Here is a 21,011-nt window from a genome sequence, read left to right as displayed (position 1 = left end):
GCAACCACTGCCCCCTATCTCACAAGGAGCACCGGAACCGTGACGGACATCGTCGACGAGCTGAAGTGGCGCGGGCTGTTCGCCCAGTCCACCGATGAGGACGCACTGCGCAAGGCTCTCGCGGACGGTCCCGTCACGTTCTATTGCGGTTACGACCCCACCGCGGCGAGCCTGCACGTCGGTCATCTGGTCCAGGTGCTCACCATGCGCCGGCTCCAGCAGGCCGGTCTGCGGCCGCTCGCCCTGGTGGGCGGGGCCACCGGCCAGATCGGTGACCCCCGGCCGACCGCCGAGCGCACGCTGAACGACCCGGAGACGATCGCCGCCTGGGTGGCACGGCTGCGGTCCCAGATCGAGCCGTTCCTGTCCTTCGAGGGCGAGAACGCGGCGGTCATGGTGAACAACCTGGACTGGACCGCGGGCATGTCCGCGATCGAGTTCCTGCGGGACATCGGCAAGCACTTCCGGGTCAACAAGATGCTCACCAAGGAGTCCATCGCCCGGCGGCTGGAGTCCGACGAGGGCATCAGCTACACCGAGTTCAGCTACCAGCTGCTCCAGAGCATGGACTTCCTGGAGCTGTACCGGCGCCACGGCTGCACCCTCCAGCAGGGCGGCAGCGACCAGTGGGGCAACCTCACCGCGGGTCTCGACCTGATCCACCGGCTGGAGCCGGGCGCCGAGGTCCACGCGCTGGCGACCCCGCTGATGACGAAGGCGGACGGCACCAAGTTCGGCAAGTCCGAGAGCGGCGCCGTCTGGCTGGACCCGGAGATGACCACGCCGTACGCGTTCTACCAGTTCTGGCTGAACGTGGACGACCGCGACATCTCGCGCTACATGCGCATCCTCAGCTTCCTGAGCCCCGCCGAACTGGAGGAGCTGGAGAAGGTCACCGAGGAGCGGCCCCAGGCGAGGGCGGCGCAGCGCGCGCTGGCCGAGGAGCTGACGACGCTGGTGCACGGCGCGGACCAGTGCGCCGCGGTCATCGCCGCGTCGAAGGCGCTGTTCGGTCAGGGCGAGCTCGGCGAGCTGGACGAGGCGACGCTGAGCGCGGCGCTCTCCGAGGTGCCGCACGCGCGGGTCACCGAGCTCGGCCCCCTCGTCGACCTGCTGGTCGAGGTCGGTCTGGCGCCGAGCAAGTCGGGCGCCCGGCGCACGGTCAAGGAGGGCGGCGCCTACGTGAACAACGTGAAGGCCGTCGACGGCGAGGCGGCACCGGCCCGCGAGGAGTTGCTGCACGGGCGCTGGCTGGTGCTGCGCCGGGGCAAGAAGAACCTGGCGGCGATCGAGGTCGCGGCCGGCTGAGCCTCAAGGCGTCCGGCGCCTCCGCGAGGAGCGTGACGCGTCGCCACGACACCACTGCGGCCGGACACGCGTGACGCGTGTCCGGCCGCGGCCGTTCGGTGGCCCGGGGCTCAGGTCTTCTGCCTGGTGCCCCGGATCGAGGCCCAGAGCATGTCGCCGACACCGACCACCACCACGGCTCCGATCAGCTGGAGCACATGACGTGTCCAGCCGATGCCCTTGGTGTCGTTGACACCGATCCAGGTGGCGACAGCATTGCCGAGGATGCTGCCGATCATGCCGAAAATGACCGTCAGCCACAGGGGGATCTCCTGCTTCCCCGGCAGGATCGCCTTCGCGATCAGACCGAGCACCAGGCCCACGATGATTGCCCACAACCAGCTCATGTCGTCTCCTCGTGCGACGCGGTGTCGCGCACGGCCCAGTCTCAGCGCTGTGCGGCTACGCCGCATGTCGGACAGGTCCGTATGTGCGCAGAGGGCGGAAGTGTACGCATGCGGCGCGCCCCGGTCTCCGGCCAGGGGGGCGCCGGGCGTACCGTGGACGGGTCCGGTCCGGGAGGCGTCCGGCGCAGGAACGGAGTCTCCCCCAGTTCGTCGGAGCTCGGGGAAGGTTGGTGGAGACGTGTTGGGGAAGCAGAGCGGTGCGGAGGTCTTCCGGATCACGGGGGCGCGGCAGGGCCTCGCGGAGGATGTGCGCGGCAGACAGCGGCGCTATGTGATCTCGATGTCCGTGCGCACGGTTTCGGTGGTCGCCGCGGCGGCCCTGTGGAACGTGGAGCGCCATGTGGCGATCGTGGCGCTCGCGTTGGGGGTGCTGCTCCCCTATGTCGCGGTCGTCATCGCCAACGCGGGCCGGGAGAACAGTCCTGCCCTTCCTTCCACCTTCGTGCCCGCCCCGACGCGGCTCGCTCTGGGCGCCGCGCCGATGGCCGCTCCGGCGGAGTCCGCTCCGGAAACCGGACACGCCTTCCGGAGCCCGGACCCGCAGGAGCACGGCTGAGCCGGAGCAGGCCGAAGCTCAAGAAAAGCTCAGATCAATCATGAAGTTCCAGTGCACCGCACCCCGGTCTGCGTGACATACTTCATGAGCGCTCCGCATCCCCCGTCGGAGCGACGGACCGACGCCGGGCAGCTCCCCCCGTGGCTGCTCGGCGTCGCCATTTCTCCGGCGGGGATGCCGCAGGGCCCGCCCCGCTGATCAGGCTCTAGGGTTGAGTACGTGAACTCCCCCGAATCCGATTCCGCCTCCCCGGGTGCTGCCACCGCCCCCGTCTGCTCGGCCAAGGGCTGCCGCGCCGATGCCGTGTGGGTGCTCGCCTGGAACAACCCGAAGCTGCACACTCCGGAGCGCCGCAAGACGTGGCTGGCCTGTGACGAGCACCGGGAGCACCTCGCCTCGTTCCTGGGGGTCCGGGGCTTCCTGAAGGACGTGGTGACGCTGGCCGAGTGGGAGTCGCCGCAGTCGCCGCCCGCGTAGCCGTCCCCTGACCGGATGGGGCAGTCCCCGTCCGTCCTCCTTCGGGCGGGCGGTACTGCTGCCGGACCGCCCTTTTCAGCCGCCGATCGCCGACATCGGGCGGTCGGGCTGGAGGAACGACGGGTCGTCGAGGCCGGATCCGGCCTTCTTTCCCCACATGGCGAGCTTCCAGAGCCGGGCGATCTCCTCGTCCGGAGCCTCGGAGCGCAGTGCGCCGCGCAGGTCGGTCTCCTCACGGGCGAACAGGCAGGTGCGCACCTGTCCGTCGGCGGTGAGCCTGGTGCGGTCGCAGGCCCGGCAGAACGGCCGGGTGACCGAGGCGATGACGCCGACCCGGTGGGGTCCGCCGTCCACCAGCCAGCGCTCGGCGGGGGCGGAGCCTCGCTCGCCGTCGTCCTCGGCGGTGAGGTCGAAGCGGGTGCGCAGCGACTGGAGGATGTCGCCTGCCGTGATCATGCCGTCGCGCTTCCAGCCGTGCTGGGCGTCGAGCGGCATCTGCTCGATGAAGCGGAGCTCGTAGCCGTTGTCCACGGCCCAGGCGAGCAGGTCGGGCGCCTCGTCGTCGTTGAGCCCCGGCATCAGGACGGTGTTCACCTTGACGGGGGTGAGGCCTGCGTCGCGCGCGGCCTCGAGTCCGGCCAGGACGTCGTGGTGGCGGTCGCGGCGGGTGAGGGTCTTGAACACCTCGGGGCGCAGGGTGTCCAGGGAGACGTTGACCCGGTCGAGGCCCGCGGCCTTCAGCGCGGTGGCGGTCCGCTTCAGCCCGATGCCGTTGGTCGTGAGCGACATCTTCGGGCGGGGCGCCAGGGCCGCGCACCGCTGGACGATGGAGACGAGTCCGGGGCGCAGCAGAGGCTCCCCGCCGGTGAAGCGGACCTCGGTGACGCCGAGCTGCGTGACGGCGATGCTGACGAGCCGGACGATCTCGTCGTCGCTCAGCAGGTCGGGCTTCGCCAGCCACTGGAGGCCCTCTTCGGGCATGCAGTAGGTGCAGCGCAGATTGCAGCGGTCGGTCAGAGAGACACGCAGGTCGGTGGCGACCCGGTCGTAGGTGTCGATGAGCATGTGGTGGGCCCCCTCCCCCGGCGACTTCCCGGTTGCGGAATCTGACTCTTCCGAGACTACGCGAGACCTGTGACAACGGAGGGGCCCGTTTGGCACGAGGAGCGGCGCGGCCGCGTCGTAGGACTCTACGACGCGGCCGGGCGTGCGGGGCACACGGGAACCCGCTTCCCGTGTGAACTCTTGCTCTCAGTGGGCTCCGATGCCGGTGAGGGACTTGACCTCCAGTTCGGCGTACTTGCCCTTGTCCGGCTCCTCCTTCGACAGGAGGGAGCCGATCCAGCCGAGCAGGAAGCCCAGCGGAATGGAGATCAGGCCCGGGTTCTCCAGCGGGAACCAGGCGAAGTCGACGCCCTTGAACATCGAGGTCTTCGCGTTTCCGGACACGACCGGCGAGAACAGCACCAGGAGCACCGAGGAGGCGAGACCGCCGTAGATCGACCACAGCGCGCCCTGGGTGGTGAACCGCTTCCAGAAGAGGCTGTAGAGGAGCGTCGGCAGGTTGGCCGAGGCGGCGACGGCGAAGGCGAGCGCCACCAGGCCGGCGACGTTCATGTCGCGGGCGAAGGCGCCCAGGAGGATCGCGACGGCGCCGATGAAGACGGTGGCCCAGCGGGCGGCCTTCATCTCCTCCTTCTCGGTGGCCTTTCCCTTGCGGATGACGTTGGCGTAGATGTCGTGGGCGAAGGAGGACGAGGAGGCGAGGGTGAGTCCCGCGACGACGGCGAGGATGGTGGCGAAGGCGACGGCGGAGATCACGGCGAGCATGACGGCGCCGCCGGTGCTGCCGACCCCGCCGAGGTACTCGGCGAGCTGGGGGGCCGCCGCGTTGCCCGCGGGGTTCTTCGCCTTGATCTCCTCGGGCCCGATGAGGGCCGCGGCGCCGAATCCGAGCGCGATCGTCATCAGGTAGAAGGCGCCGATGATGCCGATGGCCCAGTTGACCGACTTACGGGCGGCCTTGGCGGTCGGCACCGTGTAGAAGCGGATCAGGATGTGCGGCAGGCCGGCGGTGCCCAGCACCAGGGCGATGCCCAGCGAGAGGAAGTCCAGCTTCGAGGTGCCGGTGGCCCCGTACTTCAGGCCGGGCTCCAGGAACGAGGCGCCGTGACCGCTCTTCTCGGCGGCGGTGCCCAGCAGGTCGGAGACGTTGAAGTCGAACTTCCACAGCACCATGAGGGTCATCAGGATGGCGCCGGCGATGAGGAGCACGGCCTTGACCATCTGCACCCAGGTGGTGCCCTTCATGCCGCCGATGGTGACGTACACGATCATCAATACGCCGACCAGCGCAACGATGAGGATCTTTCCCGCGTCACTGGTGATCCCGAGGAGCAGCGAGACCAGAACTCCCGCGCCCGCCATCTGCGCGAGCAGGTAGAAGATCGAGACGACGATGGTGGAAACGCCCGCGGCGGTGCGGACCGGGCGCTGGCGCATCCGGTAGGCGAGGACGTCGCCCATGGTATAGCGGCCTGAGTTGCGCAGCGGTTCGGCCACCAGGAGGAGCGCCACCAGCCAGGCGACGAGGAAGCCGATCGAGTAGAGGAAGCCGTCGTAGCCGAAGAGGGCGATGGCTCCGGCGATGCCGAGGAACGACGCGGCGGACATGTAGTCACCGGAGACCGCGAGGCCGTTCTGGAACGCGGTGAACTGGCGGCCGCCCGCGTAGAAGTCGGAGGCGCTCTTGGTCTGGCGGCCGGCCCAGACGGTGATGCCGAGGGTCGCGGCGACGAAGACCGCGAAGAGCGAGATGATCAGCGGCCGGTGCTCGCTGGTGGACGAGGCGGCGAGCGTCACGGCGGTGTGGGAGTGGTACGCGGCGCTCATGCGTCGGCCTCCATACGGGACTTGATGGCTTCGGCCTTCGGGTCGAGCTTGGCGTTGGCGTGCCGCGAGTAGAACCAGGCGATGAGGAAGGTGGTGAGGAACTGGGCCAGGCCGAAGACGAAGGCCACGTTGAAGTTGCTGTACACCTTGGTGCCCATGAAGCCGCCGGCGTAGTTGGAGAGCAGCACGTACAGCAGGTACCAGAGGACGAAGGCGATGGTCAGCGGGAAGGCGAACGAGCGGTAGGAGCGGCGGAGTTCGCCGAATTCCTGGCTCGCCTGCTCCGCGAGGAACGCCTCGGTCGTGGGCTGGGCGGGGCCGGTCTCCGTACTGCCCTCGGGCGGCGGTGCATCGGTAGCCACGGAATCTCCTCGCGACGCGGGTGCGGTGGTGGTGGGGACGGTGGATTTCACTGAGGACCTCGTTATCGGGGAGTCGGGGTACGCCTCCCCTGACAACGGCACGCGGCGCGCGGCGAAGCGGTTCATCTCGGTTTCCGCCTCCTGTGCGTCACCCCTTCGGGCGCTCCGGCCCGGATCGGTTCTCCCGAACTCATTGATGAGCCGGGATGATCAGCGGTAGCTTCACTCGTCATGTACGCGACTGGGCACACTTCGTGTCCGGTCCACTGGCACGGATGAAGTGGAGACCCCATGGCTCATCTGGGATCCGGACGCACGCGCGCACTGACGCTGCCCGTCGGGTTGGCCCTCACCGCATCGCTCGGCTTCCTGCCGACGGGCACCGCCTCCGCCGCTCCGGTGCGGGACGTGCCCCCGGCGGCGGTCGCGACGGACGGTCCGAAGCTGTCGTACGTGGTCAACACGCACGGCGGTCCCGGCACCGTCAAGCAGGTGCGCAAGGCGATCGAGCGGGCCGGCGGCACGGTGGTGATCGCTTACGACCGGATAGGGGTCATCGTCGCCCACTCGCAGAACCCGGAGTTCGCGCAGGCGATACGCCGCGCCAAGGGGGTCGACTCGGCGGGCGCCACCCGTACCAACCCGATCGTCCCGCAGGCGACCAAGGACATCGGCGTCGATCAGCCCCTGACGGCGGAGCAGGGGCGTACGGCCGCGGCGCAGGCGACGGCGGCCCAGGATCCGCTGGAGCCGTTGCAGTGGGACCTGCCCGCCATCAAGGCGGACAAGGCGCACGAGAAGTCGCTGGGCAGCTCGAAGGTCACGGTCGCGGTCATCGACACGGGCGTCGACGACACCCACCCGGACCTCGCTGCGAACTTCGACCGCTCCGGCTCGGCGAACTGTGTGTCCGGGGCCCCGGACACCACGGAGGGGGCCTGGCGTCCGGCGGCCGGTGAGAGCGACCACGGCACGCACGTCGCGGGCACGATAGCCGCCGCGAAGAACGGCATCGGGGTGACGGGGGTCGCGCCGGGCGTGAAGGTCTCCGGGATCAAGGTCGGCAACCCGAACGGCTTCTTCTACACCGAGGCCGTGGTCTGCGGCTTCATGTGGGCGGCCGAGCACGGCGCGGACGTCACCAACAACAGCTATTACACCGACCCGTGGATGTACAACTGCAAGAACGACCCCGACCAGGGCGCTCTGGTCGAGGCGGTCGCCCGGGCCACGCGGTACGCCGAGAGCAAGGGCACGGTCAACGTCGCCGCGGCCGGCAACTCGGCCGAGGACCTGGCGGCCGACACGATCGAGGACTCGACCAGCCCGAACGACACCACGCCGGTCACCCGGACCGTCGACCCGAGGCAGTGCCTCGACATCCCGACGATGCTGCCGGGCGTGGTGACGGTCTCGGCGACGGGTGCGAAGGGGCTGAAGGCCTCGTACTCGAACTACGGGAACGGTGTCATCGACGTGGCCGCTCCGGGCGGCGACTCGACGGTCTACCAGACGCCCGCACCGCCCGCGACGAGCGGTCTGATCCTCTCCACGCTGCCGGGCGGCAAGTACGGCTACAAGGCCGGCACCTCGATGGCCTCCCCGCATGTCGCGGGGGTCGTGGCCCTGATCAAGTCGAAGCACCCGCACGCGTCGGCTGCCGCGGTCAAGGCCCTGCTGACGCTGGAGGCCGACGCCACCGCGTGCGGTGACCCGTACGACATCAACGGCGACGGCACGGTCGACGCGGTCTGCGAGGGCGGCAAGAACCGCAACGGCTTCTACGGAGCCGGAGTGGTGGACGCGCTGGACGCGGTGCGCTGGTAGCGGACGGCCGGTGCGGGGGGCGCGGCACGCACCCCCCCCCCGCACCGGCCGAAGCGCGTGCGGCCCCGGGCCCTACCCCTCACGTGGCACTCAGTGCCATAGTGCGGGGATGACGTCTGCCCCCGCCTCCGCCACCGAGCAGGCCTGGTCCGCCCTCGGTGGCGACCCCGCGCTGATCGGCCGTATCGAAACCTCGGGACCGGCCGGCCTGCTGCCCTCCCGGCTGCCCGTTCGTGAGCTGGCGCGCGCCGCGGTGGCGGTCTGTTCCCTGGCCGCCGCCGAGCTCGCGGCCCGCCGCACCGGCGGCCCCGTGCCGCGGGTCCTGGTCGACGACGGCGCGGTGGCGACCGCGTTCGTGAGCGAGCGCCATCTGCTCGTCGACGGCCGCGCGCCGACCACGTTCGCCCCGCTGTCCCGGTTCTGGCGCACGGCCGACGGCTGGGTCCGTACGCACGCCAACTACCCTCACCACCGGGCCCGGTTGCTGGGCACCCTGGCCCTGCCCCCCGAGACGGCCGACGACCTGGCCGTGCGTGCCGTGGCCGCGTCCTTCGCGGAGCGCCGGGCGGCCGAGATCGAGCAGGCGGTGTACGCCGCGGGCGGGCTGGCCGTCGCCGCGAGGACCCCTGGGGAATGGGCCGCCGACCCGCGCCGTCTCGCCCTGTCCGGCGTGCCCCTGGTGGAGCGGGAACGGATCGGCGCCGCCCCGGTGCGACGGACGGCCGCGCTCGCCGGCCCGCCGCTGCGGCCCGCTGCCGGGCTGCGCGTCCTGGACCTCACCCGGGTCATCGCGGGGCCGGTCGCCACCCGCACGCTCGCGCTGCTCGGCGCGGACGTGCTGCGCGTCGACGCCCCGCAACTCCCGGAGAGCCAGGACGCGCACAGCGACACGGGGTTCGGGAAACGGTCGGTGAGCATCGACCTGGCGAGCGATGCGGGCCGCGCCGTCTTCGACGAGCTGCTGGCCGGGGCGGACGTGGTCGTCACCGGGTACCGGCCCGGTGCGCTGGAAGGGCTCGGGCTGACGCCGGAGTCCCTGGCATCGCGCAGGCCGGGCCTGGTGATCGGCAGGCTGTCGGCCTGGGGGCACGGCCCGTGGGCCCTGCGGCGCGGCTTCGACAGCCTGGTACAGGTCGCCACCGGCATCGCCGTGACCGAGGGGGAGCCGGGAGAGCGGGACGGCGCGCCGGGCGCGCTGCCCGCCCAGGCGCTGGACCACGGCACCGGCTATCTGCTGGCAGCGGCCGTGCTGCGGGCGCTGACCGAGCAGCACGACGAGGGCGGCTCCCGGCTGGCCACCCTCTCGCTCGCCCGCACCGCGGCCTGGCTGACCGACGAGATCACCGCCCCGCCGGGCCCCGCGGCGCAGGATGACCACGACCCGCGGAAGTGGCTCACCGAGACCGACAGCCCGCTGGGGCGCCTGCGCCACGCGCTGCCGCCGGTGGCCTTCGACGGAGCGCCCGCCGGCTGGTCGCGTCCGCCCGGACCGCTGGGGGCGGACGCGGCCGCGTGGCTCACGGCTTGATGAGGACCTTCAGCGCCGTGCGCTCGTCCATCGCCTTGTAGCCGGCCGGCACCTCGTCGAGGCCGATGGCCAGGTCGAAGACGGGCGAGGGGTCGATGGTGCCGGACAGGACGTCGGGGAGCAGTTCCGGGATGTACGTGCGGACCGGGGCGACGCCGCCGCGCAGGGCGATGTTCCGGTCGAACATCACGCCGAGGTCCAGTCCGGTGCCGCTGCCGTGCGGCACGCCGACGTAGCCGATCGAGCCGCCGTCCCTGGTGATCCCGACGGCCGTGCGCATCGACTGCTCGGTGCCGACGGCCTCGATGACCGCCTGGGCTCCCTCGCCACCGAGCAGTTCCCGTACGGCCGCGACGGCCGCGTCGCCGCGCTCGGCGACGATGTCGGTCGCCCCGAAGTCGCGGGCGATGTCGGTGCGGGCCCGGTGGCGGCCGAGCGCGATGATCCGCTCGGCGCCGAGCCGCTTGGCGGCCATGACGCCGCACAGGCCCACGGCTCCGTCACCGACGACGGCGACCGTGGAGCCGGGCCTGACTCCGGCGCCGACGGCGGCGTGGTGGCCGGTGCCGAGGACGTCGGAGAGGGCCAGGAGCGCGGTGAGCAGGCGGTCGTCGGAGGCCGCGGCGGCGGGCAGCTTGACCAGGGTGCCGTCGGCGAACGGGACGCGTACGGCCTCGCCCTGCCCGCCGTCGGAGCCGACCGAGCCCCAGAAGCCGCCCTGCGGGCACGAGGTGGTCAGGCCCTCGGCGCAGTAGGCGCAGGTGCCGTCGGACCAGACGAAGGGGGCGACGACGAGGTCGCCGACGGTGAAGCCGTTGACGTCGGAGCCCGCCTCCTCGACGATCCCCAGGAACTCGTGGCCGATGCGCTGGCCGGGCTGCCGGGCGGACTCACCGCGGTAGGCCCACAGGTCGCTGCCGCAGATACAGGCCCGCAGGACCCGCAGCACCACATCGGTGGGCTGCTGGATCACCGGGTCCGGGACCTCCTGCACGCGGATGTCGTGGGCGGCGTGGATGACGGTGGCGCGCATGCGTGGGGGTCCTTGCTGGTCTCAGATGCTGATACTCCGCTCACGGTACGCCCCGAACACCGCACCGGCCCCCTTCGCCCTCGGCGCGAGCACGCCCAGGGTCAGCAGGAACTGCGCCGCCACGTAGGTGAGCATGACCCAGAAGCCGGACGCGGGCGGCTGCGGCCAGTCGGCGACGCCGGTGGCGATCAGCGCGTCGGAGAGCAGGAAGAGCGCGCCTCCGGTGGCCGCGTACCGGCCGAGGACGCCCGACCGGTAGGCCATGGACGTCAGCAGCAGGCTGTAGCCGGCCATCGGGACCCGCAGCCCGGCGGGAAGGCCGTCCCAGATCAGGACGACGAAGACGGTCAGGACCACCGCGTACCCGATGCCGGGCAGCAGGGCGCCGCGGGTCCGGCCGAAGAGCACCAGGTAGCAGACGTGCCCCGCGGCGAAGCCGCCCATCCCGACGAGGAAGGCGAGGTCGGCGTCGGCCAGCAGGAACACGTCCCCGGCCCACCCGCAGAGCAGGGCGGCGATGAGCAGCCGGGGCCCGCGCCGGGCGGCGGCGTACGCGGCGAGCAGCGGCATCAGCAGCGGCTTGGCGACGAGGTGGAGGGGGCCGGTGTCGGTGAGGACCGCGGCGAGGTCGGCGGCGCAGGCGACCAGGAACGCGACGAGCAGCGGGCGTACGAGGCGCTCTGGCCGGCCGGGCAGCGGGCCGGCGCTCATCCGGTGCGCTCCCGGGCGGGGGCCGCGGTGGCGGCCTTGCCCTGGCCCGCCGTGGCCCCGGCCGGCTGCCAGCCGGGCCCGCGGAAGACCCGCCCGGCCCGTTCGCTCCAGCTGCCCGCCGCGCGGACGTCGCGGGCGATGGCGGCGTACTCGTGGGTGGCGACCCGCAGGGGGTTGAACGTGTCGATGTTCTTCGTGAGCCCGTACACGGGCCGTTCCGTCTCCGCGGTGAAGGAGCCGAACCACCGGTCCCACACGATCAGGATGCCGCCGAAGTTCCGGTCGAGGTAGCCGCCCTGGGAGGCGTGGTGCACCCGGTGGTGGGAGGGGGTGTTCAGCACGTACTCGAAGGGCCGGGGCAGTGTGCCGATCCGCTCGGTGTGCACCCAGAACTGGTAGACGAGGTTGGCCGACGAGCAGAAGGCCAGCGCCGCCGGGTGGACGCCGCAGGCGATCAGCGGGAGGTAGAACGGCCAGACGGTCAGCGAGGTCCAGGGCTGGCGCAGCGCGGTGGAGAGGTTGAACTTCCGGCTGGAGTGGTGGACCACGTGGCAGGCCCAGAGGATCCGGATGACGTGGTGGCCGCGGTGGGACCAGTAGTAGAAGAAGTCCTGGCCCAGCAGCATCAGCGGGACGGTCCACCACAGGAGGGGGACGCGGAGCGGGGTCAGCTCGTACACCGCGGTGTAGATCGCGACGATGGGCACTTTCCACAGCAGGTCGAAGGCCAGGCTGCCCAGCCCCATGGTGATGCTGGTGGCGGCGTCCTTCGCCTCGTAGCCGGCGGCGTCCTCGTCGGGGTGGAAGTGGTGGAGCGCCATCTCCAGGACGGTGAGCAGGACGAAGGCCGGTATGGACCAGAGCACTACATCGGGCAGGTTCGTCGGCATGCCTGCACCGTAGGGCGGCGGGTCCGCCCCGGACTAGACGTTGTTACCAACAAGTATGCGAGACGTGCTGTCAGCAGTCTTTGGCACCTTCCGACAGGGCGGCCGTCGTACGATCCTTCCACCAGGGTCCGACAGGGGGAGGAACTGCGGTGCAGGGTCTGGAAGTTGCGCTGGTCCGGCTCGCCACGACGGTGCTCGGCACGGTGGCCAGGTCCCTGCTCAGCCCGAAGCCCGGCGCGGGCCTGGTCCCGGACCCGGTGCGCCCCCTCCCCCGCCCGGCGAAGCCCGGCCGGCTGGCGAAGGAGCTCGGGAACCGGCTGGAGGCCTCGTACGCCGGACTTCCGGAGCACGAGCGGCTGGCGGCCGTGGCGGCGGTCACGGACACCCTCGCGGCGGCGGGGCCGCTGGGGGCGGACCGGCTGTTCGCCCTGAACCTGGATCCGGGCCGGCTGGCCGCCGGGCTGTCGGCGCCCCCGGCGGGGCTGTCGGACCGGGCGGCCGGACTGTACGGGGAGCTGCTGGAGCGGTGCTGCGCGCATGTCGTGGAGCAGCTGACCGCCGAGCCCTCCTTCATGACACGGGCGGCGGTGGAGCAGATCCGCGCGGCGGAGCGGACCCGGAAGCTGGTGGCGGACGTGCGGGAACAGCTGGGCCCGCGCCCGGCCTCGGCGGCGCTGGACTTCGAGCGGCGCTACGCGGAGTTCGTGGCCGCGACGCACGGCCGGATGGGGCTGTTCGGGCTGACGCTGGGGCGGTCGGCGGGCGAGTGGCCCCTGGAGACGAGCTACATCAGCCTGTCGATGAGCTCCCATGACACCGGCCCGGACCGGTGGCCCGTCTCCGCGCCCGAGCGGGTGACCGTCAGGGCCGAGCAGGCTCTCGCGGAGAGCAGCCGGCTGCTGCTGCGCGGTCCGGCCGGTTCGGGCAAGAGCACCCTGGTGCAGTGGCTGGCGGTGAACGCCGCCCGCCGGACGTTCGGCAGCGATCTGGCGGACTGGAACCGCTGCGTGCCGTTCGTCCTGCGGCTGCGCGCGTTCACCTCGGACGAGAGGCTCCCCGCTCCGGAGGACTTCCTGCGCGCGACCGGCGTCCCGCTGCACGGCGCGGCGCCCGCGGGCTGGGCGGACCGGATACTGTCCCGGGGGCTGGGCCTGGTGCTGGTGGACGGGGTCGACGAGGTCCCGATGCGGCTGCGCCGGCGTACCGAGAAGTGGCTGCAGGATCTGATCACCGCGTACCCGAGGTCGCGCTACGTGGTGACGACCCGGCCGTCCGCCGTCCCGGAGAGCTGGCTCGGGCAGCAGGACTTCGTCGCGCACTCGCTGCTGCCGATGGAGCGGGCCGACATCCGTACCTTCATCGGGCACTGGCACGACACCGCCCGGCTGGAGTGTCCGGCCCCCGAGGAGCGCGAACAACTGCACGCGTACGAGGCCTCGTTGCGCCGGGCGGTCGGGCTGCGCCGGGACCTCGGGCGACTGGCGACCAACCCGCTGATGTGCGCGCTGCTGTGCGCGCTGAACCGGGACCGGCGGATGCAGCTGCCACGTGCCCGCAAGGAGCTGTACGACGCGGCGCTGGACATGCTGCTGGTACGGCGGGACACGGAACGGGAGATCGTGAACGTGGAGGGGGTCGATCTCACGCGGGAGGAGCAGACGGCCCTGCTCCAGCGGCTGGCGTACTGGCTGATCCGCAACGGACAGCTGGAGGCGGGCCGCGACGAGGCGGTCGCGATGACGGCGCAGTGGCTGCGGGCGATGCCGCAGGTCCGGGGGTCGGCGGAGCAGGTGTTCTCGCATCTGCTGATCCGGAGCGGCCTGTTGCGCGAACCGGCGCCGGGCGCGGTGGACTTCGTGCACCGGACGTTCCTGGACTACCTGGGCGCGAAGGCGGCTGTGGAAGCGCGTGACTTCGGGGTGCTGGTGCGCAACGCGCACGACGACGGCTGGGACGACGTGGTCCAGATGGCGGTGGGCCACGCACGGGTCGACGAACGGGCCGCGCTGCTGGACAAGCTGTTGCGGCGTGCGGACCAGGAACCGGAGTACGGCCACCGGCTGGTGTTGCTGGCGGCGGCGAGCCTGGAGCACGCTCCGGAGCTCGACCCCGAGGTGCGCAGGGAGGTGGCGGACCGTACGGAGGGGATGCTGCCGCCCCTCACGCTGGACGACGTGGAGGCGCTGGCGAAGGTCGGCGAGCTGGTACTCGGGCTGCTGCCGGGTCCCGACGAGGTGGAGGCGGACGAGGCGGCCGCGATCGTCAGGACGGCCGCACGGATCTCGGGCGACGCGGCGTACGAAGTCGTGGCTCGCTTCCGGGACGACGGACGGAGGCAGGTCGCCTCGGCCGTCTCGGACGCCTGGAGTTCCTTCGACGCGGACCTGTACGCACGGGACATCATGGCAGCCGGCGCCTGGAACGACGTGTACGCCTACGTGGAGAGCACCGCCCAGCTGGAAGCCCTGCGCCACATCCCGCGCCTGGGGAGGGTGAATCTCCGGGGCGATCACGAGGCCTTCTCGTCCCTGACGTCCCGTACGGACGTGGAGCGGCTCTTCGTCTACCACAACCGGGACCTCGAGGACCTGAGCGAGATCGCGGCCATGACCGGGCTGCGCGAGCTGGGTGTCAGCATGTGCCCGTGGGTCGAGGACCTCGGTCCGCTGGTGCGGCCGGGTCTGGAGTGGCTCTCACTGATCGAGCTCAACCCGGCGCTCGACCCCGGGCCGATCGGGGACATGCCCGACCTCCGGCATCTGACACTCGGCCATCCCTTCCTCATCGAGAGCGTCGGTGAGCTCCCCGTGTGCCCGAAGGTGACCAGCCTCGTCCTGCAGCGGCAGACGCGCTACGTGAGCCTGGAGGGCCTGGAGCGCTGGCCGGAGCTGCGCGAGCTGTCGCTGAGCGGCGTCACCCAGCTGCGGCAGCTGTCAGGCATGCCGCAGTTGCACGGCCTGGAGTCCCTCGGTCTGCGGGAGCTGTCACCGCTGGACCTCCGGCTGCTGGCTCCCCTCACCGGACTGCGCACGCTCACCCTGTTCCAGTGCGACATCCCGGGCGGGCTGGCGCCGCTGCGGGACCTGGCGGGCCTGACCTCGCTCGTCATCGAGTCGTACGCGGGGGCCGCCGACCTGACGCCGTTGAGCGGCCTGCCCGGCCTGACCGTCACGCTCGCCTACGGCTCAAGGGCGGTGGGCACCGACGGCTTCCCGCCCGGACGGATCGTGCGCACGGCGTGAACGCGGCTTAGACCCCCGCCGCTCCCAGCAGCTCCCCCGCCGCGTACGTCACGGCCATCGCCACCGCTCCCCCGCCCATGTTCCGCAGCACCGCCGGGCCCGCCGCCGCGTTGCCCAGCCTGGCGCTCCACCAGCCCGTCAGCGCCAGCGCCGCGAGCACCGCGACCACGGTCACCAGGAGGCGGAGCGACGACGGCGGCAGCACGATCGCCAGCAGGGGCAGCAGCGCGCCCACCGTGAAGGCGAGGAAGCTCGCGCCGGCCGCGTGCCACGGGTTCGTCAGGTCGTCCGGGTCGATGCCGAGCTCGACCTCGGCGTGGGCGCGCAGCGCGTCGCGTTCGGTGAGCTGCACGGCGGCCTCCCTGGCCACCTCGCGGCTGAGCCCCTTGCCCTCCAGCAGGCCGGTGAGTTCGGCGAGTTCCGCCTCCGGGGTCTCCTGGAGCTCGCGCCTCTCCGTCGCCAGCGCGGCCCGTTCCGAATCGCGCTGGGTGGAGACCGACACGTACTCGCCCGCCGCCATCGACATGGATCCGGCCAGCAGCCCCGCAAGCCCCGCCGTCAGGAGCGTGCCGCGCTCACCGGTGGCCCCGGCGACGCCGACGACGAGGCCCGCGGTGGAGACCACCCCGTCGTTGGCCCCGAGCACCGCGGCGCGCAGCCAGTTCAGCCGCGCGCCCAGGCCGTTGCCGTGCGGTTCGTGGTGCGCCTGGGTGTCCGTCACCCGCAGATGCTCTCACCTCGCGGCGTCACCAGACGCGTACCGACCCACCCGGCGCGAAGGCGGGGCTCGTCGCGTCCGCCGGGACCTCCTTCAGGGGTTCGGCGATCTCCTCGACGGTCGGGCCGACGGCGGCGGCGACGCGGTCGAGTGCGGCCAGGTCGAATCCGTAGACGCGGGCCGCGTTGCCGCCGGTCATGGCCGCGATCTCGGCGGGCGGCAGTCCGGCGTACGCGATCCTCAGGCCCTCCCGTGAGTAGGGGGCAGTGCCCTCGTCGTGCGGGTAGTCGCTGCCCCACATGATCTTGTCGAGGCCGATGCGGTCCCGCAGCGGCACCTCGTGCGGCCGCATGAAGCTGGCGCCCACGTAGCAGTTGTCGCGCCAGACCTCGCTGGGGCTCGCGCCCATCGAAGCGGCGAGCCCGGCACCGAACTTGGACTCGGCGGTCGCGGCCCGGGAGGCCGCCGCGAGAAGCCGCCCGTGGTAGTAGTCGAGCATCTCGACGACGCCCGGGATCCAGCCCGAGCCCTGTTCGGTGAGGACCAGTTTCAGTCCGGGATGACGGCGGAACGCGCCGCCGAAGATCAGGTGCCACAGCGCGCGGTGCGAGAACCAGGTGGTCTCCACCATGAAGACGGCGCGGGCCGCGGGTTCGTCCCCGAGCGGCGGGGAGGCGGAGCCGCCGTGGTGGTTGACCGGTACGCCGAGCTCCGCGCAGACCGCCCACAGCGGGTCGTACGCCGGGGAGTACAGCTCCGGGATGCCGCTGCCCGGTGGGGCGCCCGGCAGCAGGATGCCGCCGGTGAGGCCCGCCTCCTTGGTGCGGCGCACTTCGCGGACCGCCTCGGCGGGGTCGTTGAGGAGGATCTGCGCGACGCCCGCCCGCCGGCCCGGCGCCGCGGCGCAGAAGTCGGCGAGCCAGCGGTTGTGGGCGCGCAGGCCCGCCCAGCGCTGTGCGTACTCCTGCCGGGAGGGCGCCGGGGCCATCAGGGAGGCGGAGGGGAAGAAGGGCGGGATGGTGTTGGGGAAGACGACCTCCGCGACGATGCCGTCGGCCTCCAGTTCGGCGAGGCGGCGCTCGGAGTTCCAGTTGCGGTCGGCGCTGTCGGCCACCAGGTCCTCGTACGGGTTGACGTAGGCGGCGGCCCAGGCGTCGAAGTCGTCGTGGTGCTCCGACTCCAGGTAGGGCCGGTAGTCGAGGAGATCGGCCCCGGCGTGGCAGTCGGCGGAGATGACGGTGTAGCGGTCCATCACGAGACCCCCAGGGTGGGGAAGTCGTGGTCGGTCAGCCAGTGCCGGCCGACCTCGCGCGAGCGGGCCCAGGAGGCCTCGACCGCGCTCTGGTCGGTGCTCTGGCCCAGGTCGGCCGGGGTGGGGCCGATGCGCGCGGCCAGCGGGGCGAGCTTGTCCGTGTCGAAGCCGAAGACCTCGGCGGCGGCGAGGCCCAGCATCACGCGGGTCTCGGCGACGGGGATGTCGTGGAAGGTGTCGCGCAGCCAGTTCGCGGTGTTCGGCCAGGTGCCCTCGGGGTGCGGGAAGTCGCTGCCCCACAGGATGTTGCCGACGCCGATCTCGTACCGCTGGGCGAGCTCACGGCGTTTGGTGTTGGTGGCGCAGATGAACACCTGCCGGTCCAGGTACTCGTGGGGCGGGCGCTTGAGCTCGGCGAACGGGGAGAGCTTCTTGCCGCCGTGGGCGCCGAGGTAGAGCCGGTCCATGAACCACAGGAGGTTCGGCAGCCACCAGCAGCCGGACTCGGCGATGCCGAACTTCAGCCCGGGGTGCCGTTCGAAGGCGCCCGACCAGAGGAGGAACCAGAGCGGGCGGGACGGCCACCAGGTGACCTCGGATACGTAGATGCCGAGGTGGTCGCCGTACTCATGGCGGGGAGCGGCGCCGGAGTGGGTGACGACCGGCATGCCCGTCTCGGCGGCGGCCGCCCAGACGGGGTCGTAACGACGGTCGTGGTAGGGGGCCTTGTCCACCCACATGGAGGGGATCATCAGGGCCCCGAGACCGGACTCCCTGGCCCGGTGGATCTCGGCGACGACCCGGTCGGTCTCGCCGGTGACGGGCAGCAGGGCGACGCCGCAGTGGCGTTCGGGGTGCTGGGCGACGAAGTCGGCGAGCCAGCGGTTGTGGGCCTGCGCGCCGGCCATGCCCAGCTCGGGGTCCTGGTCGCCGGAGAGGCCGAGGCCGACGCCGAAGGGGGCCGCGGTGCGGCTGTCGACGGCGTCCGCGTCGGGGAAGACGACCTCGGCGGCCACGCCGTCGCCGTCGAGTTCCTTGAGCCGCTGGGTGGCGTCCCAACCACCCCTCAGGCCTTCCTCGTTGTCCTGGAACCACTTGTCGGCGAAGGCCTCGTTGCGCACGCCGAGGCGGGTCATTTCCTCGCGGCGGCGGTCCCGCCCGGCGAGGAAGTCGTCGAACTCGCGGTGGAAGCGGCGGTCGAGGTAGGGCCGGTACTCCTCCGTGGGCAGTCCGGCGTGGCAGTCGGAGGAGATGATCAGGTACGGGTCGTCGGTCATCGTTGACTCCAGACGGGACGTAGGGCCTCAGTCGAGTACGAAGCTCTCCAGGTACGACGGGTTGGCCCGGTCCAGCATCGACTGCGACCGGGCCCGGATCTGGCGGTCGCTGTGCTCGCTGTCGGGCAGCATCCAGAAGCGGTCGGCGCGTATCCCGTCCACGACGGTCGCGGCGACGTCCTCCACCGGTGTGAACTCCACCTCGTGGCCCGCCGACCGCATGGCGGTCTCCCACTGGTCGAGGCTGCGGTACGGGGTCCGGCGCGGGCGCTCCTTGGCGTACCGCTCGGGCCGGTTGCGGTGCGACTCCCACAGGCCGGTGCGCAGCATGTGCGGGCCGGGGAAGAGGACCGAGGCGCCGACCGGGGCGCCCTCCGCCCGCAGGTGCGCGTAGAGCGACTCGGTCATCGTGACGACGGCGGACTTGGTGACCGCGTACACGGACGCGGTGGGCAGCGGGGCGATCCCGCCGTCGCCGGACGAGGTGTTGACGACGTGGCCGGGGGCGCCGTCCGCCAGCATGCGCGGCAGGAAGGCCTGGATGCCGTGGAAGACCCCCCACACGTTGACGGCGAAGGCCCACTTCCAGTCGTTCGGGTCGTGTTCCCACATCCGGCCCTCGGCGCCGGAGCCGACGCCGGCGTTGTTGCACAGCACGTGCACGGCGCCGAAGGCGTCGTACGCGGCGTCGGCAAGCGCGTCGACGGAGTCGCGCTCGCCGACGTCCACGACCGCGGCCAGCACCTGCGCGCCCTCGCGGCGCAGTTCTCCGGCCGCCTTGTCGAGCGCGGCCTCCTCCACGTCGGCGAGCACGACCTTGAGCCCCTCGGCGGCGAACCTGCGGGCCATGGCGAGTCCGATGCCGCTCGCGGCGCCGGTGACGACCGCGACCTGCCCCTCCTGAAGCCTCATCGGACGCTCCCTCGCGGCGGGCCGTCGTGGATCTGCTGCGGGTCGTCGTAGCGCTGGTGGATGTACGGCAGCAGCGCGTCGGCGCTCACCCGTTCGACGGCCCGGCCCTGCTGGTCGCTGGTCTTCTCGCCGATGGTGAGGTCGAGGACGCGCAGGACGGGGAGGTCGGCGACCGGGTCGTACACGGACTCGCGCAGCACCACGTCGCCGGTGACGCGCTCCAGCCGGCGGACCTTCTCGTGGCGGGTGCAGTGGATCAGGACGGGATCGGAGTCGAAGCCCTCACCGTCCGCCGCGGGCAGGAACTTGAAGTAGAAGTCGAGCTTGGTGGCCGGTGGGGGCAGCGGGAGGGGTTCGGCGACCGCGCCGCGGACCTCGACGAAGGCGATGCCGTGGCGGGCGAGCAAGGCGCGTACGAGGAGTCCTTCGCGCTCCACGCTCACCTCGCCGAGCTTCTTCGGCTCGCCGAACACCTCGCGGCCGCCGGTCAGGGCCCGCTCGTGGGTCATCGGCATGACCAGCGGGTACCAGCCCTCGTGTCCGTCATGGACGGCGGCGACGGCGACGGAGCCGGCCCCGAGGGGGTACCCCGGCAGGTCGACCTTGCTGATGCTCGCCCGGACGAGCGGGCGCCCGGAGGGTTTCAGGGGTGGCGGGAGAACGGCCGCCACCGCGTCGGGGTCGCTCTCCCAGACGGCGCTCACGCCGGTGGACCAGATGTCGGGGAGCCGGGAGCGGGCCTCGCGGGCCGCCGCGATCTCGGCCTCGGTGCGCGCGCCGTACCGTACACGTGCCATGCGGTGCCACCCTTCTCGGTTGTCCGTGCCGGGTTCTGTAACACAGTTACACCGGAGCTCGTGAAGGGTAATAGGCGTGCGTGCACGAAGCTCTCGAAAGCCCGGAGGACCTGTGGCCCGTTCGTCGCTGACCCGCGAGGAGATCCTCGCGGCGGCTGCCGCGCTCGTGCGGGACGGTCCGCAGGCCCTCACCATGCGCAGGCTGGCCGCGGAGCTGGGCACCGCCGTCACCTCGATCTACTGGCACGTCGGCAACCGCGAGTCGCTGCTGGACGCCCTCGTCGAGCGCACCGTCCAGGAGGTGGGCACCCTGCGCCCGGCCGGGCGCACCCCGGCCGGCCGGATCGTCTCCGTGGCCCGCGTGCTGCGCCGGGAGCTGCGCGCGCGGCCGCACCTGATCGCGATGGTCCACGAACGGGGGCTGACGGAACGGATGTTCCTGCCGGCCCAGCAGGCGCTCGTCCACGAGGTGCACGCCGCCGGGCTGCGCGGGGCCCGGGCGGCCGCCGCGGTGCGGGCGGTGCAGTTCCACACCGTCGGCTTCCTGCTCGTCGAGCGCAACCGGGAGCGGTCCCCCGTCCAGTCCCCCGGTGAGGGCGAGCTCTGGTCGGCCTCCTCCGGGGGCGACGACCCGGCGCTGGCCCGCGCGCTGGCCCGGCCGGCCGACCCGGACCGGCTGTTCGTCACCTCCCTGCGGGCGCTGGTGGACGGGCTGCTGGCCGGCGCCGGGGACCAGCGGCGGCCGGGGATGGGTTGACGGCCGAATAGGGGACTGTCGGTGGC

General features: G+C 72.1%; 19 protein-coding genes. 7 read left to right on the top strand and 12 right to left on the bottom strand.

All coding sequences use genetic code 11. The features are described from left to right. The first annotated feature begins 39 nt into the window (after positions 1–39). Positions 40–1,308: a tyrosine--tRNA ligase gene (gene tyrS / locus ABZ454_RS32525; RefSeq protein WP_356322509.1), complete on the top strand. Its 1,269-nt coding sequence runs from the start codon at positions 40–42 to the stop codon at positions 1,306–1,308. A 110-nt stretch (positions 1,309–1,418) separates the two neighbouring features. On the opposite strand, the gene ABZ454_RS32520 is transcribed toward tyrS, so the two are convergent. Then, positions 1,419–1,694: a GlsB/YeaQ/YmgE family stress response membrane protein gene (locus ABZ454_RS32520; RefSeq protein WP_359543167.1), complete on the bottom strand. Its 276-nt coding sequence runs from the start codon at positions 1,692–1,694 to the stop codon at positions 1,419–1,421. Positions 1,695–1,932: 238 nt separating this feature from the next. Between ABZ454_RS32520 and ABZ454_RS32515 the strand changes: the two genes are divergently transcribed. Continuing rightward, positions 1,933–2,310, top strand: coding sequence for a DUF3099 domain-containing protein (locus tag ABZ454_RS32515; RefSeq protein ID WP_356322511.1), 378 nt, complete (start codon positions 1,933–1,935; stop codon positions 2,308–2,310). Positions 2,311–2,529: 219 nt separating this feature from the next. Continuing rightward, a complete protein-coding gene (locus ABZ454_RS32510; protein ID WP_359543166.1) occupies positions 2,530–2,787 on the top strand; it encodes a hypothetical protein in 258 nt (85 codons plus the stop codon). Between the two features lie 75 nt (positions 2,788–2,862). Here the strand turns inward: ABZ454_RS32510 and moaA are convergent, their stop codons facing one another. From moaA to ABZ454_RS32495, 3 genes are all read right to left on the bottom strand, one after another. Then, a complete protein-coding gene (gene moaA, locus ABZ454_RS32505) occupies positions 2,863–3,852 on the bottom strand; it encodes a GTP 3',8-cyclase MoaA (RefSeq protein ID WP_356322513.1) in 990 nt (329 codons plus the stop codon). A gap of 186 nt (positions 3,853–4,038) precedes the next feature. Then, complete coding sequence (locus ABZ454_RS32500; RefSeq protein ID WP_356322514.1) at positions 4,039–5,679, bottom strand: cation acetate symporter; 1,641 nt, start codon at positions 5,677–5,679, stop codon at positions 4,039–4,041. Next, on the bottom strand, positions 5,676–6,041 hold the full coding sequence (locus ABZ454_RS32495) for a DUF485 domain-containing protein (RefSeq protein ID WP_356322515.1): 366 nt from the start codon (positions 6,039–6,041) through the stop codon (positions 5,676–5,678). The genes ABZ454_RS32500 and ABZ454_RS32495 overlap by 4 nt, the downstream gene beginning before the upstream one ends. A gap of 291 nt (positions 6,042–6,332) precedes the next feature. On the opposite strand from ABZ454_RS32495, the gene ABZ454_RS32490 reads away from it, so the two are divergent. Further along, on the top strand, positions 6,333–7,868 hold the full coding sequence (locus ABZ454_RS32490) for a S8 family serine peptidase (RefSeq protein WP_359543164.1): 1,536 nt from the start codon (positions 6,333–6,335) through the stop codon (positions 7,866–7,868). Between the two features lie 109 nt (positions 7,869–7,977). Next, a complete protein-coding gene (locus ABZ454_RS32485) occupies positions 7,978–9,396 on the top strand; it encodes a CoA transferase (protein ID WP_359543163.1) in 1,419 nt (472 codons plus the stop codon). Here the strand turns inward: ABZ454_RS32485 and ABZ454_RS32480 are convergent. The 3 genes from ABZ454_RS32480 to ABZ454_RS32470 are packed head-to-tail and all read right to left on the bottom strand — an operon-like array spanning position 9,386 to position 12,030. Continuing rightward, positions 9,386–10,429 (bottom strand): zinc-dependent alcohol dehydrogenase family protein, encoded by a 1,044-nt coding sequence (locus tag ABZ454_RS32480; RefSeq protein WP_356322518.1) that lies wholly within the window; start codon positions 10,427–10,429, stop codon positions 9,386–9,388. The genes ABZ454_RS32485 and ABZ454_RS32480 overlap by 11 nt on opposite strands. Positions 10,430–10,450: 21 nt before the next feature. Then, a complete protein-coding gene (locus ABZ454_RS32475) occupies positions 10,451–11,140 on the bottom strand; it encodes a lysoplasmalogenase (RefSeq protein ID WP_356322519.1) in 690 nt (229 codons plus the stop codon). Further along, positions 11,137–12,030: a sterol desaturase family protein gene (locus ABZ454_RS32470; RefSeq protein ID WP_356322520.1), complete on the bottom strand. Its 894-nt coding sequence runs from the start codon at positions 12,028–12,030 to the stop codon at positions 11,137–11,139. The genes ABZ454_RS32475 and ABZ454_RS32470 overlap by 4 nt, the downstream gene beginning before the upstream one ends. A 149-nt stretch (positions 12,031–12,179) precedes the next feature. Here ABZ454_RS32470 and ABZ454_RS32465 point away from each other — a divergent pair, with 149 nt between their 5' ends. Next, entirely contained in the window at positions 12,180–15,272 is a 3,093-nt protein-coding gene (locus tag ABZ454_RS32465) for an NACHT domain-containing protein (RefSeq protein WP_359543162.1), read from the top strand. Positions 15,273–15,279: 7 nt separating this feature from the next. Here ABZ454_RS32465 and ABZ454_RS32460 read toward each other — a convergent pair whose 3' ends face one another. Genes ABZ454_RS32460 through ABZ454_RS32440 form a run of 5 tightly spaced genes read right to left on the bottom strand, consistent with a single transcriptional unit; the run spans position 15,280 to position 20,228 of the window. Continuing rightward, entirely contained in the window at positions 15,280–15,993 is a 714-nt protein-coding gene (locus ABZ454_RS32460) for a VIT family protein (protein ID WP_356322522.1), read from the bottom strand. 25 nt (positions 15,994–16,018) lie between these two features. After that, complete coding sequence (locus ABZ454_RS32455) at positions 16,019–17,242, bottom strand: amidohydrolase family protein (protein WP_359543161.1); 1,224 nt, start codon at positions 17,240–17,242, stop codon at positions 16,019–16,021. Beyond that, a complete protein-coding gene (locus ABZ454_RS32450; RefSeq protein ID WP_356322524.1) occupies positions 17,242–18,519 on the bottom strand; it encodes an amidohydrolase family protein in 1,278 nt (425 codons plus the stop codon). Before ABZ454_RS32450 ends, ABZ454_RS32455 begins: the two co-directional genes overlap by 1 nt. A gap of 27 nt (positions 18,520–18,546) precedes the next feature. Continuing rightward, complete coding sequence (locus ABZ454_RS32445; protein WP_359543159.1) at positions 18,547–19,431, bottom strand: SDR family NAD(P)-dependent oxidoreductase; 885 nt, start codon at positions 19,429–19,431, stop codon at positions 18,547–18,549. Next, positions 19,428–20,228, bottom strand: a complete 801-nt coding sequence (locus tag ABZ454_RS32440) for an acetoacetate decarboxylase family protein (protein ID WP_356322526.1) — start codon at positions 20,226–20,228, stop codon at positions 19,428–19,430. Before ABZ454_RS32440 ends, ABZ454_RS32445 begins: the two co-directional genes overlap by 4 nt. Before the next feature lie 112 nt (positions 20,229–20,340). On the opposite strand from ABZ454_RS32440, the gene ABZ454_RS32435 reads away from it, so the two are divergent. After that, positions 20,341–20,985, top strand: coding sequence for a TetR family transcriptional regulator (locus ABZ454_RS32435; RefSeq protein WP_359543157.1), 645 nt, complete (start codon positions 20,341–20,343; stop codon positions 20,983–20,985). The last annotated feature ends 26 nt before the right edge of the window (positions 20,986–21,011 follow it).

It is taken from the genome of Streptomyces sp. NPDC005803, from assembly GCF_040630435.1.
In the GTDB taxonomy this organism is placed as follows: domain Bacteria; phylum Actinomycetota; class Actinomycetes; order Streptomycetales; family Streptomycetaceae; genus Streptomyces.
Note: the sequence above shows the minus strand (reverse complement) of the source record. Positions and strands in the feature narration are given on the sequence as shown.